We start from the raw sequence: 13,193 nt of genomic DNA, 5'->3' as shown, positions 1-13,193 counted from the left end.
CTTGGCGCTCCAGGATCGAAGCGCCCGCTCGTTGGCCGGCTGTGACGGGCCGGACCCGTCCGGTTCTACTGGGGCCGCCCGCGGGGAGGCCTTTTCTTCCGGAGGCTCACCGGTGATGGCCGGGTCATCGCCTGTACGACCGTCAAGGGTACTCCACCGCTACGGGAGCAGCGCCGTATTGAACAGCGACGCCGCCGCAGATCCGCCCTCCCGCAGTCGGCCGGGATGCGCCGTAGCTCACACCCCGGATTGTCACGCCCGGACCGCCGCGTCCTGTCGTCCTCGCGAAGGAGGTACGTCATGCGACGCATCAACCTGCAAGAGGTGGCCCCCGAGGGCTTCGAGCACGTGCGGCGGCTGGAGGGCTACATCCAGCGCCGTCTCGACAAGAAGCTGCTCTTCCTGGTGAAGCTGCGCGCTTCGTTCATCAACGGCTGCGCGTACTGCGTGGACATGCACTCGCAGCACGCGATCGAGGCCGGGGAGAGCACGCGTCGGCTCTTCGCCGTCGCGACCTGGCGCGAAGTGGATCTCTTCGACGAGCGGGAGCGGGCCGCGCTGGCCCTGACCGACTCCGTCACCCGTCTGGGTGAAGGTGGCGTGCCCGACGACGTCTGGGACACCGCGGCGAAGGTCTACACCGAGGAGGAGCTCGCCGACCTCCTGCTCGCGATTGTCACCATCAACATGTGGAACCGGATCGCGATCCCCAGCCGCAACCCGCTGCCGGCGTGACCGCTGGCGCGGCGGCCGCCGACCTTGTCGCGCACCGGCCGATGCTGTTCGGGCTCGCCTACCGGCTGCTCGGCAGCGCGCACGACGCGGAGGACGTGCTCCAGGACGCGTACCTGCGCTGGCTCGGTGCCGACCGGGCGGCGGTCGCCGAGCCGCGCCGGTACCTGTCCCGCATCGTCACCCACCTGGCGATGGACCGGCTGCGCGCGCGGCAGGCCGAGCCCTACGTCGGCCCGTGGCTGCCCGAGCCGCTGCCGGCCGGCGACGTGGACCCGGCCGAGCACCGCGAGTCGCTCTCGCTGGCGATGCTGCACCTGCTGGAGCGCCTCACGCCGCCGGAGCGCGCGGTGTACGTGCTGCGTACCGCCTTCGACCTGCCGTACCCGGAGATCGCCGAGATCCTCGACCGCACGCCGGAGGACTGCCGGCAGCTGCACCACCGCGCCACGGGGCACCTGCCCGCGCAGCGGCGGTTCACCGCGGCGCCGGCCGAGCGGGAGCGGCTGCTCGACCGCTTTCTGGCGGCCGCCCGCGAGGGTGACCTGGCGGCGCTGAAGCGACTGCTGGCCGCGGACGCGGTGGCCTGGTCGGACGGGGGCGGGCGGGTCAAGGCCGCCCGCAGGCCGATCGTCGGCGCCGACCGGGTGGCCCGCTTCTTCGCCGGCATCTACTCGGGGGTCTGCTCGGTGTGCCCGGTCATGCTCGCCGGTGAGCCGGCCACGATCGTGGGACGGCACGTGCTCACGCTCGACGTCACCGGCGGTGTGGTGACCGGCGTCTACCTGATCGGCAACCCGGACAAACTACGCAGATTTCCCGAGCTCAGCTGAGCTCCGGAAACCAGAGCGCGATCTCGCGCTTCGCGCTGTCCGGCGAGTCGGAGGCGTGTACCAAATTTTCCCGGTTTGACAGCGAGAGGTCACCGCGGATCGTGCCGGCGGCGGCCTTGCGCCCGTCGGTGGCGCCGACCAGCGTGCGCACCACCTCGATCGCCTGGTCTCCGGACAGGACCGCGGCCACCAGCGGCCCGCCCGTCATGAACTCCTTCAACGGCGGGTAGAACGCCTTGTCCACGTGCTCCGCGTAGTGCTGGTCGGCCAGCGCGGCGTCCATGCCACGCAGCACGAGCGCATCGATCGCCAAGCCCTTGCGCTCGAAACGGCCGAGAATCTCCCCGAGCAGTCCCCGCCGGAGAGCGTCCGGCTTGATCAGGACCAACGTGCGCTCGGCCGGGCTGCTCGTCGACACTCTTCCTCCAGTGCGCGGGGCGGACGTACCGTCCTAGGGTATCGGTCTTCCCATCACTGGCTTGCCCGGCCTAGCCTGGCGGGTAACCCGAGGGAGGTCCACTGTGGCTGACGCTCGTCGGAGGCCGATCGCACCGGTCCGCAAGCTCGTCGCCGCGGTGCTGGGCACGTTCGCCGTCTTCGTCATGCTCTTCGGCGCCGGCATGCAGAGCTGGGCGATCGTCGCCGTCGGCTTGGCGGTGCTCGTGCTGGCGATCAGCATGGTCCTGGTCAACACGATCCGGGGCGGCGCCCGCGCGTGGGTCGCCGGCACCGCGCACGTGATGACGGCGACCGAGCCGCCCGCATCTTCCACCTATGGCCGGTGCGAGCTCCAGATCGTCATCGACGCGCCCGGCCTTCCCGCCGCGTCGATCAAGGTGCGCGAGTCGCGGGTGCCGGTCGCCAAGTGGCCGCTGCCCGGCGTCACCCTGCCGATCATGGTGGCGGTCGACGACCTGCGGCACGTGCGGATCCTCTGGGACGAGGCGCTCACGCACGCCGAGGCCGCCGCGACGATGGAGCCCGAGCGCGACTACATCCCCGAGGGCGACGACCTCCTCTTCGAGGAGGACGAGCCGCCGTGGTCGCGCCGCGGCCCGGACGAGCCGGTGACCGCCGACCTCACCGACGACCTCGGCGGCGGTATCCGCGACGAGCCGCCGATCGTGGTGCACCAGGCCACGCCGGGCGGCCCGATCGTGCTGGAGGGCACGGTCGTGGAGCAGCCGTCGAGCAGCGAACCGCGCTCGGTCCCGCTCCCCCGCCGCGCCCGCCCGATGCGCGACAACGGCAACGGCAACGGTGCGGCCACCGCGGTCGCCGAGCCGGCGGGCTCCGGTCCGGCCGTCGACGACCTCTCGGGGCCGGACCCGCTGGACCTGCCACTCGACGACGAGTCGGGCCTGCCACCCACCGCCGGCGATGACGACGACCTCGCCGACCTGATCACCGCGTACCCGAGCGCCCACCCCGGCCCGAGCGGCTCGATCCACGGCGTCGGCGTGACGGTGCTGGTCACCGACCTGGCCCGCTCGATCGAGTTCTACCGCGACATGCTCGGCTTCTACGAGATCGACGGCGGCGACGGCAACGCGGTCCTCGCCTCGGGCGACACCCGCCTCGTCCTCCGCGTCATCAGCGACCTCTCACCCGCCGGCCCGCGCACCGTCCACCTCAACCTCGAGGTCGGCGACATCACGGCCACGCACGACGAGCTGAAGTCGAAGGGCGTCAAGTTCACGTACGGTCCTCGCCCCGTCAACAAGGGCGCCAAGCTGGAGCTGTGGGCGGCCGCCTTCAAGGACCCGGACGGCCACGGCATCGCCATCACCCAGTGGCGCAACCGCGCCGACGAGGCCGACCGCCAGGCGATGGACGACGGCGCATAACCCTTTTGGAGCTTTGAGCTACCGCGACGTCCGCGGTGGTCCGGACCGTTGCTCCCGCGGCCTCACCCTCCGCGGTGCGCCTGCTCCCGCAGATCTTGGTGAGCTGGCGTCGCTCGACTTCGGAGTTTCGTCGTCTGGGCGTTTTTCGCGGTCAGGGTGAGCGCTCTTAAAGTCCGACGCCGAGTTAGAGGTGAGCTGCCGCTGTGCCCGCGGTTGCCGCCTCACCCTCCGCGGTCGCCCAGCTCAACCCAGGAGCCCGCTCCGGCAGATCTTGGCAAGTTAGCGTCGAAATAACGCGCAAACTCACCAAGATTTCGAAGCGCACACCGCCCGCATCTGATCGACAGTCACAAACCGCGACGACGGCGCCGAACTGCGGGCGCCCTCGCGCACTCCCGCCCCGACGATCGCAATCCCAACTCCGAAAGTCGAGCCGTCGCTATGGCGCACCAACTTCCCTAGATCTCGAAGCCAACGCCGCCTGCCTTGATCGATAGTCACGGACCGCCACGGCGACGCTGCCTTTGTCCCGCGCGAGGCCGCGAAAGGCAAGGCATCCAGCTTGATCCTTGCTCTGAACATCGCCAAACGGCTTCTAACCTTCCGGCGCCCCAGCCCGTCGCCGCGCGAGACCCGACGGCCCCGCCTGTTGTCTCGCTGGCCGCGAGGCCCCACACGGCCACCGGATTCCGTGGGCGCATCCGTGCGCCCAGCTTGAGAGGCGCCCGCGGCAAAGGGGTGGCGGGTCCAACTCAAGCGCGGAGGCCGATCGTGGTATCGATCCGCCCTATGGGGGCCGATCCGTAACACGATCTGGTCCGCGTTGCCTTCAAGGTCCGCGCGACGGCGCCGCATCCCCCGCACCGGCTACCTCCGGCCGCTGCTCAGCCGTCGGGCGAGGCCGACCGAAAGCACCGTCGCGGAGCTCCGAGACCACACGATCAAGCGCGGGGCGGGAGCGACATCCCGGCCCTACGCGTCGCCGTCCTGCGGCGGTGGAGGCGCGTCGCGCTTGGGTGGTGCCAGGATCGTGCGGCGGACGTTCAGCACGTAGAGCCAGACCAGGCCGAAGAGCAGCCCCACGCCGGCCAGTGCCCAGTGCAGAAAGCCAGCCACCATGAGCAGGGCCTGGAGCGCGGCGGCCGCGTACCAGGCCCAGTCGTGGCGCAGCAGGCCGGCGAGCGCCACGCAAGCGACGGCCGCGGCGACGATCACGCCGATCGTGGCGCCGCTCAGGTCGTCGCCGAGCATGCGCATCGGCTGGATGGCGAGCAGCAGCACGATCGTCTCGAGGATCAGCGTGCCGGCGCCCAGACCGCGCGCCGCCGCGATCGGGTTTCGCAGGCCGGAGCGCAGCGTGTCGTCCGGCGGCAGCGGCTCGGAGCCGGTGGGCTCGGTCATCGCTTCAGGAGCCGCCGCGCGTCGGCCACCGTCGCCACCGAGCCGGTGATCAGCACGCCGACGCCGGCCAGCTCGGCCTCCACATCGGACTCCGCGAGCGCCACCGCCACCTCGATCGCGTCCGGCATGTTCGCGGCTATCTCGACCCGGCTCTCGCCGAAGATCTCCTCGGCGACCTGGGCCAGCTGATCGGCCGGCATGGCCCGGGGCGAGGTGTTGCGGGTGACGACCACGGCGTCGACCACGGGCTCCAGCAGCTCGAGCAGCCCGGCCGCGTCCTTGTCGGCGAGCACCGCGACGACCGCTACCAGCCGCGAGAAGGCAAACTCCTCCTGCAGCGCGGTCACCGTAGCGGCCATGCCGTGCGTGTTGTGCGCGCTGTCGAGCAGGATCGTCGGCGCGTTTCGCACCCGCTCAAGCCGCCCCGGCGACGAGGTACCGGCGAAGCCCTCCCGCACCACCTCGGGGTCGAGCTGGCGGGACGTACCAGCGCCGAGGAAAGCCTCCACCGCCGCGAGCGCGACCGCCGCGTTCTGCGCCTGGTGCGCGCCGTGCAGCGGGAGGAACACCTCCTCGTACACCCCGCCGAGGCCCTGGATCGTCAGCACCTGACCGCCGACCGCCACCGCGCGGCGGAGCACGCCGAACTCGCTGCCCTCACGCGCGATCGTGGCCCCGACCTCGACGCTGCGCTCCAGGATGGGGCGCGCGGCCTCCTCCTCCTGGGCGGCGGCGATCACCGTCGCTCCCTTGTGGATGATCCCGGACTTGGCGTACGCGATGTCCTCGATCGTGTCGCCGAGCCACTCGGTGTGGTCGAGCCCGATCGGCGTGATCACCGCGATGCCCGCGTCGAGCACGTTTGTCGAGTCCTCCGCGCCACCGAGCCCCACCTCGACGACCGCGACGTCGACCGGCGCGTCGGCGAACGTCGCGAACGCCAGCGCCGTCGTCATGTCGAAGTAGGTCAACGGCTCGTCGGCCGCGGCGTCCACGAGCGCGGCCAGCGGCGCCACCTCGCGGTACGCCGCGACGAAGCGCCGCTCGCTCACCGGCTCGCCGTCGAGGCTGATCCGCTCGCGGACCGTCTCCAGGTGCGGGCTCGTGTACCGCCCCGTGTGCAGCCCGTGCGCCCGCAGCAGTGAGTCGATCATCCGGGCCGTCGACGTCTTGCCGTTCGTGCCGGTCAGGTGGATCGACGGGTACGCCCGCTGCGGGCTGCCCAGCAGGTCCAGAAGCTCCTTGATGCGGCCGAGGTCGAAGACCATCCGGGTGTACCCCCGGCTGTTGAGCTCCGCGTCGACCTGCTCGAATTCGCTGCTCATGCGGGCGGCAACGCCTCCAGTGCCGTGGCGATGCGCGCGAGGTCGGCCTCGGCGGCCGCCAGGCGGTCCTTGATCTTCCGCACCACCGGCTCGGGCGCCTTGCCGACGAACGCGGGGTTGTCCAGCTTCGCCCGCGTCTGCTCGGCCTCCTTGAGCGCCGCGGCCCGGTCCTTTTCCAGCCGGGCGCGCTCGGCGGCCACGTCGATCGCTCCGCGGGTGTCGAGCGCCACCGACACGTCGCCGGTGACCGCGAGCTGCGCGGTGGCGGAGAACCCGTCGCCGGCCTCGTCGAGCCGCACCAGCGACCGGATCAGCGGCTCGTGCGCCGCGACGCCCGCCGCCGCCAGCCCGTCGAGCCGCGCCGCGACCCGCTGAGCGGGCCGCAGGCCCTGGTCGGAACGGAAACGCCGGATCTCCGTGACCACTCGCTGCAGCGTGGCGAGCTCACCCTCCGCGGCATCATCCACAAGATTTGCTACCGGCGATGGCCAGGCCGCCGTGGTGACCGTCTCGCCGCCCGTCAGTGCGGTCCACAGCTCCTCGGTCACAAACGGGATCACCGGGTGCAGCAGCCGGAGCAGCTGGTCGAGGACGTGTCCCAGCACCCGCTTCGTGCGCTCGGCCGCGGGCCCACCGCCGGCGAGCACCGGCTTGGCCAGCTCGACGTACCAGTCGCAGACGTCGTCCCACGCGAAGTGGTAGAGCACATCGCAGATCTTGGCGACCTCGAAGGCGTCGGAGAGCTGGTCGACCTCGCCGATCACGTGCTGGAGCCGGGAGAGGATCCAGCGGTCGACCGGACTCAGGTCGGCCGGCAGCTCACCGTCGACGTGCGCGCCGTTGATGAGCGCGAAGCGGGTCGCGTTCCACAGCTTGTTGCAGAAGTTGCGGGAGCCCTGGGTCCACTCCTCGCTCACCGGGACGTCGCCGCCGGGGTTGGCGCCGCGGGCGAGCGTGAAGCGGGTGGCGTCCGCGCCGTACCGCTCGATCCAGTCCAGCGGGTCGACCACGTTGCCGAACGACTTCGACATCTTCTTGCCGTGCTCGTCGCGGACCATGCCGTGCAGCGCGATGACGTCAAAGGGCTGCTTGCCGTCCATCGCGTACAGCCCGAACATCATCATCCGGGCGACCCAGAAGAAGAGGATGTCGTAGCCCGTCACCAGCACGCTGGTCGGGTAGAACTTCTCCAGCTCGGCCGTGCGCTCCGGCCAGCCCAGCGTGGAAAAGGGCCACAGCGCGCTGGAAAACCACGTGTCGAGCACGTCTTCGTCCTGGCGCCACCCCTCGCCGGTGGGCACCTGGTCGTCAGGGCCGACGCAGACCATCTCGCCGTCCGGCCCGTACCACACAGGGATGCGGTGCCCCCACCACAGCTGGCGGGAGATGCACCAGTCGTGCATGTTGTCGACCCACGCGAAGTACCGCTTGGCCAGCTCGCCGGGCTCGATCCGCACCCGCCCGTCGCGCACCGCGTCGCCGGCCGCCTTGGCCAGCGGCTCGGTCTTGACGAACCACTGCAGCGACAGCCGCGGCTCCACAGTGGTCTTGCAGCGGGAGCAGTGCCCGACCGCGTGGACGTACGGCCGCTTCTCGGCCACGATCAGGCCCTGCGCGCGCAGTGCCGCGACGATCGCGGGCCGGGCCTCGAAACGGTCGAGCCCCAGGAACGGCCCGTGTGCGGTGATCACGCCGCGCTCGTCCATGATCGTGAGGCTCGGCAGGTCGTGCCGCTGGCCGATCTCGAAGTCGTTGGGGTCGTGCGCCGGCGTCACCTTCACCGCGCCGGTGCCGAACGCCGGGTCGACGTGCGCGTCGGCCACCACTGGGATGCGCCGCCCGGTCAGCGGCAGCTCCACCTCGGTGCCGATCAGGTGCTTGTACCGCTCGTCGTCGGGGTGCACGGCCACCGCAGTGTCACCGAGCATCGTCTCGGCCCGCGTGGTGGCGACCACGATCTCGTCGCTGTACCGGATGGAGACAAGCTCGCCCTCGTCGTCGCTGTGCTCCACCTCGATGTCGGAGAGCGCGGTGAGGCAGCGCGGGCACCAGTTGATGATGCGCTCCGCGCGGTAGATCAAGCCGTCCTCGTACAGCCGCTTGAAGATGGTGAGCACAGCGCGGGACAGGCCCTCGTCCATCGTGAACCGCTCGCGGTCCCAGTCGACCGAGTCACCCAGCCGCCGCATCTGGCCGAGGATGGCGCCGCCGGACTCCGACTTCCACTGCCAGACGCGCTCGACGAACTTTTCCCGGCCGAGGTCGTGGCGGGACAGCCCTTCGCGCGCCAGCTGCCGCTCCACCACGTTTTGCGTCGCGATGCCGGCGTGGTCCATGCCCGGCAGCCACAGCGCCTCGTAACCCTGCATCCGCCTGCGCCGGGTGAGCCAGTCCTGGATGGTGTGGTCGAGCGCGTGTCCCATGTGCAGCGACCCGGTCACGTTCGGCGGGGGGATGACGATCGTGAAAGGCGGCTTGTCGCTGGCCGCGCTCGCCTTGAAGTAACCCGCGCGTACCCACTCCTCGTACCGCCGCTGCTCTACCTCGCCCGGCTGGTACTGGGCGGCCAACGTCGGTGTCGCGGAGCTCTGGGTCTGCGGTGTTTCGGTCACCCGTAGAGTCTACGGAGACGCCACAGGTGGTGGCATTCGCCACCCTGCCTCCGCTGCGCTGCTCCTAAGCTACGGTGACGCCATGCAGCCGATCGACGTCACGCCCCCGCCCGGCGAGCCGGTGGAGGAGCCGGAGAGGACACCTCGCAGCCGCCGCACCCGCCGCATCGTGCTGGGCTCACTGCTCGCCGTCGGCCTGGTCGGCACGGGTATCGTCGGCACCGTCGGCTGGCGGGTGTACCAGCAGAAGGACGCCCAGCTCACGACGCCACCAGAGGTCGCCGGCCTGCGCTTCGACGACAGCGACCGGGCACACGAGACAGCTGAGTACCTGCGCACCGCGATCGGCGCCCGGATCGACCTCGACGAGAGCATCGGTGTCGTCTACACCGACCCGGCCAGCGCCGAGCGCAGCGTCCTGCTCTTCGGCGGCACCACGCTGATCTGGACGCCCGGCAGCGACCTCGACACGCTTTTCGACGTCCTCGCCGACGACACCGGCGCGGTCAAGGACCTGCACGAGGTGGACGCCGGCGACCTGGGCGGCGTGATGAAGTGCGGCGAGAGCGTGGCACCGGAGGGCAACACGACCGTCTGCGGCTGGGCCGACCACGGGAGCGTCGTGATCGCGTTGCTCCCCGGCCGCACCCAGGACGAGGGCGCCAAGCTGCTCGTCCAGATCCGCGACACGATCGAGACCCGCGGCTGAGCCGCTTCCGCCGCCGCTTCTCCACGACAAATACATCGAGGCCGTCCCCGAAGGGACGGCCTCGATTGTTAAGAAGTCCGGCGGTGTCCTACTCTCCCACACCCTCCCGAGTGCAGTACCATCGGCGCTGGAAGGCTTAGCTTCCGGGTTCGGAATGTGTCCGGGCGTTTCCCCTCCGCCATGACCGCCGTAACACTGTAAACCTGTCAACCATGACTGGTTGTTGGTTCAGATTCGCATAGTGGACGCGTAGCAGCTTTGTAGGTCAAGTCCTCGGCCTATTAGTACCAGTCACCTCAACCAGTTACCTGGCTTACAGCTCTGGCCTATCAACCCAATCGTCTATTGGAGGCCTTAACCCACAAGGGGTGGGATACCTCATCTTGAAGCAGGCTTCCCGCTTAGATGCTTTCAGCGGTTATCCCTTCCGAACGTAGCCAACCAGCCGTGCCCCTGGCGGGACAACTGGCACACCAGAGGTTCGTCCGTCCCGGTCCTCTCGTACTAGGGACAGCCCTTCTCAAGTATCCTACGCGCACGGCGGATAGGGACCGAACTGTCTCACGACGTTCTAAACCCAGCTCGCGTACCGCTTTAATGGGCGAACAGCCCAACCCTTGGGACCTGCTACAGCCCCAGGATGCGACGAGCCGACATCGAGGTGCCAAACCATCCCGTCGATATGGACTCTTGGGGAAGATCAGCCTGTTATCCCCGGGGTACCTTTTATCCGTTGAGCGACACCGCTTCCACTCGCAAGTGCCGGATCACTAGTCCCGACTTTCGTCCCTGCTCGACCCGTCAGTCTCACAGTCAAGCTCCCTTGTGCACTTACACTCAACACCTGATTGCCAACCAGGCTGAGGGAACCTTTGGGCGCCTCCGTTACCCTTTAGGAGGCAACCGCCCCAGTTAAACTACCCACCAGACACTGTCCCTGAACCCGATAAGGGCCCAAGGTTAGATACCCAAACCCAACAGAGTGGTATTTCAACAATGACTCCACCGACACTGGCGTGCCAGCTTCACAGTCTCCCACCTATCCTACACAATCAAGCTCGGATACCAATGTCAAGCTATAGTAAAGGTCCCGGGGTCTTTCCGTCCTGCCGCGCGTAACGAGCATCTTTACTCGTAATGCAATTTCGCCGGGCCTGTGGTTGAGACAGTGGGGAAGTCGTTACGCCATTCGTGCAGGTCGGAACTTACCCGACAAGGAATTTCGCTACCTTAGGATGGTTATAGTTACCACCGCCGTTTACTGGCGCTTAAGTTCTCAGCTTCGCCCCCAAAGGAGCTAACCGGTCCCCTTAACGTTCCAGCACCGGGCAGGCGTCAGTCCATATACAGCGTCTTACGACTTCGCATGGACCTGTGTTTTTAGTAAACAGTCGCTTCCCCCTGCTCTCTGCGGCCATACCACGCTCCACCCGCAAGGGGCTTCACGCGTCCGGCCCCCCTTCTCCCTAAGTTACGGGGGCAATTTGCCGAGTTCCTTAACCACAGTTCACCCGATCGCCTCGGTATTCTCTACCTGACCACCTGTGTCGGTTTAGGGTACGGGCCGCTCGGAACTCGCTAGAGGCTTTTCTCGGCAGCATAGGATCACTGACTTCACCTGAATCGGCTCGGCATCACGCCTCAGCATTAACGGTGCGCGGATTTGCCTACACACCTGCCTACACGCTTACCCCGGCACAACCACCGGCCGGGCTCAGCTACCTTCCTGCGTCACCCCATCGCTTGACTACTACCACCCAGGTTCCTGCGCACTTTCCGGTTCACCCGAAGGATCCCCCTGAGCGGGCAGTTAGCACAGATAGGTTCGTCATGGTCGCTCCTTCGCGGGTACGGGAATATCAACCCGTTATCCATCGACTACGCCTCTCGGCCTCGCCTTAGGCCCCGACTCACCCAGGGCGGAATAACCTGGCCCTGGAACCCTTGGTCATCCGGCGGAAGGGTTTCTCACCCTTCTTTCGCTACTCATGCCTGCATTCTCACTCGTGCCGCGTCCACAGCTGGGTCACCCCGCTGCTTCACCCCCGGCACGACGCTCCCCTACCCATCCACACACCTGCACCCAACCCCCAAAAGGATCAGGCGAAGCACACATGTGAATGCCACAGCTTCGGCGGTGTACTTGAGCCCCGCTACATTGTCGGCGCGGAACCACTTGACCAGTGAGCTATTACGCACTCTTTAAAGGGTGGCTGCTTCTAAGCCAACCTCCTGGTTGTCTAAGCGACCCCACATCCTTTTCCACTTAGCACACGCTTAGGGGCCTTAGCTGGTGATCTGGGCTGTTTCCCTCTCGACTACGAAGCTTATCCCCCGCAGTCTCACTGCCGCGCTCTCACTTACCGGCATTCGGAGTTTAGCTGATTTCGGTAACCTTGTAGGGCCCCTAGACCATCCAGTGCTCTACCTCCGGCAAGAAACACGCAACGCTGCACCTAAATGCATTTCGGGGAGAACCAGCTATCACGGAGTTTGATTGGCCTTTCACCCCTAACCACAGGTCATCCCCCAACTTTTCAACGTTGGTGGGTTCGGCCCTCCACACGGTCTTACCCGCGCTTCAGCCTGCCCATGGCTAGATCACTCCGCTTCGGGTCTAGAACATGCGACTCAACGCCCTCTTCAGACTCGCTTTCGCTACGGCTACCCCACACGGGTTAACCTCGCCACATGCCACTAACTCGCAGGCTCATTCTTCAAAAGGCACGCCGTCACCTCGTACACAAAGGCACTCAGCTCCGACGGATTGTAGGCGAACGGTTTCAGGTACTATTTCACTCCCCTCCCGGGGTACTTTTCACCATTCCCTCACGGTACTCGTCCGCTATCGGTCACCAGGGAGTATTCAGGCTTACCAGGTGGTCCTGGCAGATTCACGGCACATTCCACGAGTGCGCCGCTACTCGGGAAAACCCACAGAAGGTCCACTACTTTCGCCTACCGGACTATCACCGTCTACGGTCAGCCTTTCCAGACTGTTCAACTAGCAGCAAACTTTATAACTCCTCCACCATGTGTCAGCACAGTGAGCGGGCTCCCACAACCCCGACTACGCAACCCCTGACAGGTATCACACGCAACCGGTTTAGCCTACATCCGCTTTCGCTCGCCACTACTCACGGAATCACTATTGTTTTCTCTTCCTGCGGGTACTGAGATGTTTCACTTCCCCGCGTTCCCTCCTACACCCTATGCATTCAGATGCAGGTGACACCACACAACTGGTGCCGGGTTACCCCATTCGGACACCCTGGGATCACAGCTCGGTTGACAGCTCCCCCAGGCCTATCGCGGCCTCCCACGTCCTTCATCGGCTCCTGGTGCCAAGGCATCCACCGTTCGCCCTTGACAACTTGACCACAAAGATGCTCGCGTCCACTATGCAAATCTCAACAAACAACCAACCCACAACCCCACACCCCAACACCAGACACCACCACCACAACCCCACCCGGGGCCGCAACAATGATCGGTATGTCAGAGCAGGCCATGCCTGGCAGCTCACACTGAAAGAACCCAAACCCCGCCCGAAGGCGACACAGTTTGTTCTCTCAGGACTCAACAGGGTGTCATGTACCATCCCCACCAGCCGCACCAACCACACACCATTCCACACTCGAACACGTCGAGCAGTACTAGGAAAGTTGGCCGTTGCCGGCAGAAATGTTCGCCAGTGTCTCCGCCAATGAGCACCCCGACCCGACATACGCAGG

The 13,193-nt window shown here is 67.0% G+C and carries 8 protein-coding genes and 2 rRNA genes; 4 read left to right on the top strand and 6 right to left on the bottom strand.

Annotated elements, in window-relative coordinates; genetic code table 11:
* Positions 1 to 300 precede the first annotated feature (300 nt).
* Both Phou_RS45295 and Phou_RS45290 read left to right on the top strand, forming a co-directional pair.
* A complete protein-coding gene (locus Phou_RS45295) occupies positions 301 to 735 on the top strand; it encodes a carboxymuconolactone decarboxylase family protein (RefSeq protein ID WP_173070196.1) in 435 nt (144 codons plus the stop codon).
* Positions 732 to 1,565, top strand: a complete 834-nt coding sequence (locus Phou_RS45290) for a sigma-70 family RNA polymerase sigma factor (RefSeq protein ID WP_246274639.1) — start codon at positions 732 to 734, stop codon at positions 1,563 to 1,565. The genes Phou_RS45295 and Phou_RS45290 overlap by 4 nt, the downstream gene beginning before the upstream one ends.
* Here the strand turns inward: Phou_RS45290 and ndk are convergent.
* A complete protein-coding gene (ndk, locus tag Phou_RS45285) occupies positions 1,558 to 1,983 on the bottom strand; it encodes a nucleoside-diphosphate kinase (RefSeq protein WP_173070194.1) in 426 nt (141 codons plus the stop codon). The two genes, Phou_RS45290 and ndk, sit on opposite strands and share 8 nt — an antisense overlap.
* Positions 1,984 to 2,086: 103 nt before the next feature.
* Here ndk and Phou_RS45280 point away from each other — a divergent pair, with 103 nt between their 5' ends.
* Positions 2,087 to 3,412: a VOC family protein gene (locus Phou_RS45280; RefSeq protein ID WP_173070192.1), complete on the top strand. Its 1,326-nt coding sequence runs from the start codon at positions 2,087 to 2,089 to the stop codon at positions 3,410 to 3,412.
* A gap of 972 nt (positions 3,413 to 4,384) precedes the next feature.
* On the opposite strand, the gene Phou_RS45275 is transcribed toward Phou_RS45280, so the two are convergent.
* From Phou_RS45275 to Phou_RS45265, 3 genes are read right to left on the bottom strand one after another with little or no spacing between them, the layout of a single operon-like run.
* On the bottom strand, positions 4,385 to 4,813 hold the full coding sequence (locus Phou_RS45275) for a DUF4233 domain-containing protein (RefSeq protein WP_173070190.1): 429 nt from the start codon (positions 4,811 to 4,813) through the stop codon (positions 4,385 to 4,387).
* Positions 4,810 to 6,138: a bifunctional folylpolyglutamate synthase/dihydrofolate synthase gene (locus tag Phou_RS45270; protein WP_173070188.1), complete on the bottom strand. Its 1,329-nt coding sequence runs from the start codon at positions 6,136 to 6,138 to the stop codon at positions 4,810 to 4,812. Before Phou_RS45270 ends, Phou_RS45275 begins: the two co-directional genes overlap by 4 nt.
* Positions 6,135 to 8,750 (bottom strand): valine--tRNA ligase, encoded by a 2,616-nt coding sequence (locus Phou_RS45265; protein ID WP_173070186.1) that lies wholly within the window; start codon positions 8,748 to 8,750, stop codon positions 6,135 to 6,137. Before Phou_RS45265 ends, Phou_RS45270 begins: the two co-directional genes overlap by 4 nt.
* A gap of 82 nt (positions 8,751 to 8,832) precedes the next feature.
* Between Phou_RS45265 and Phou_RS45260 the strand changes: the two genes are divergently transcribed.
* On the top strand, positions 8,833 to 9,459 hold the full coding sequence (locus Phou_RS45260) for a hypothetical protein (protein WP_173070185.1): 627 nt from the start codon (positions 8,833 to 8,835) through the stop codon (positions 9,457 to 9,459).
* A 75-nt stretch (positions 9,460 to 9,534) separates the two neighbouring features.
* Here Phou_RS45260 and rrf read toward each other — a convergent pair.
* Positions 9,535 to 9,651, bottom strand: a 5S ribosomal RNA gene (gene rrf / locus Phou_RS45255).
* A gap of 69 nt (positions 9,652 to 9,720) precedes the next feature.
* Positions 9,721 to 12,839, bottom strand: a 23S ribosomal RNA gene (locus Phou_RS45250).
* Between the last annotated feature and the right edge of the window lie 354 nt (positions 12,840 to 13,193).

The organism is Phytohabitans houttuyneae (assembly GCF_011764425.1).
In the GTDB taxonomy this organism is placed as follows: Bacteria; Actinomycetota; Actinomycetes; order Mycobacteriales; family Micromonosporaceae; genus Phytohabitans; species Phytohabitans houttuyneae.
This window is presented reverse-complemented; position numbering and strand designations above follow the sequence as displayed.

Excerpts from the sequence above, each read along its gene's own strand:
- Phou_RS45295 (WP_173070196.1), top strand. The coding sequence starts at position 301 with ATGCGACGCATCAACCTGCAAGAGGTGGCCCCCGAGGGCTTCGAGCAC.
- Phou_RS45275 (WP_173070190.1), bottom strand. The coding sequence starts at position 4,813 with ATGACCGAGCCCACCGGCTCCGAGCCGCTGCCGCCGGACGACACGCTG.
- Phou_RS45270 (WP_173070188.1), bottom strand. The coding sequence starts at position 6,138 with ATGAGCAGCGAATTCGAGCAGGTCGACGCGGAGCTCAACAGCCGGGGG.
- Phou_RS45260 (WP_173070185.1), top strand. The coding sequence starts at position 8,833 with ATGCAGCCGATCGACGTCACGCCCCCGCCCGGCGAGCCGGTGGAGGAG.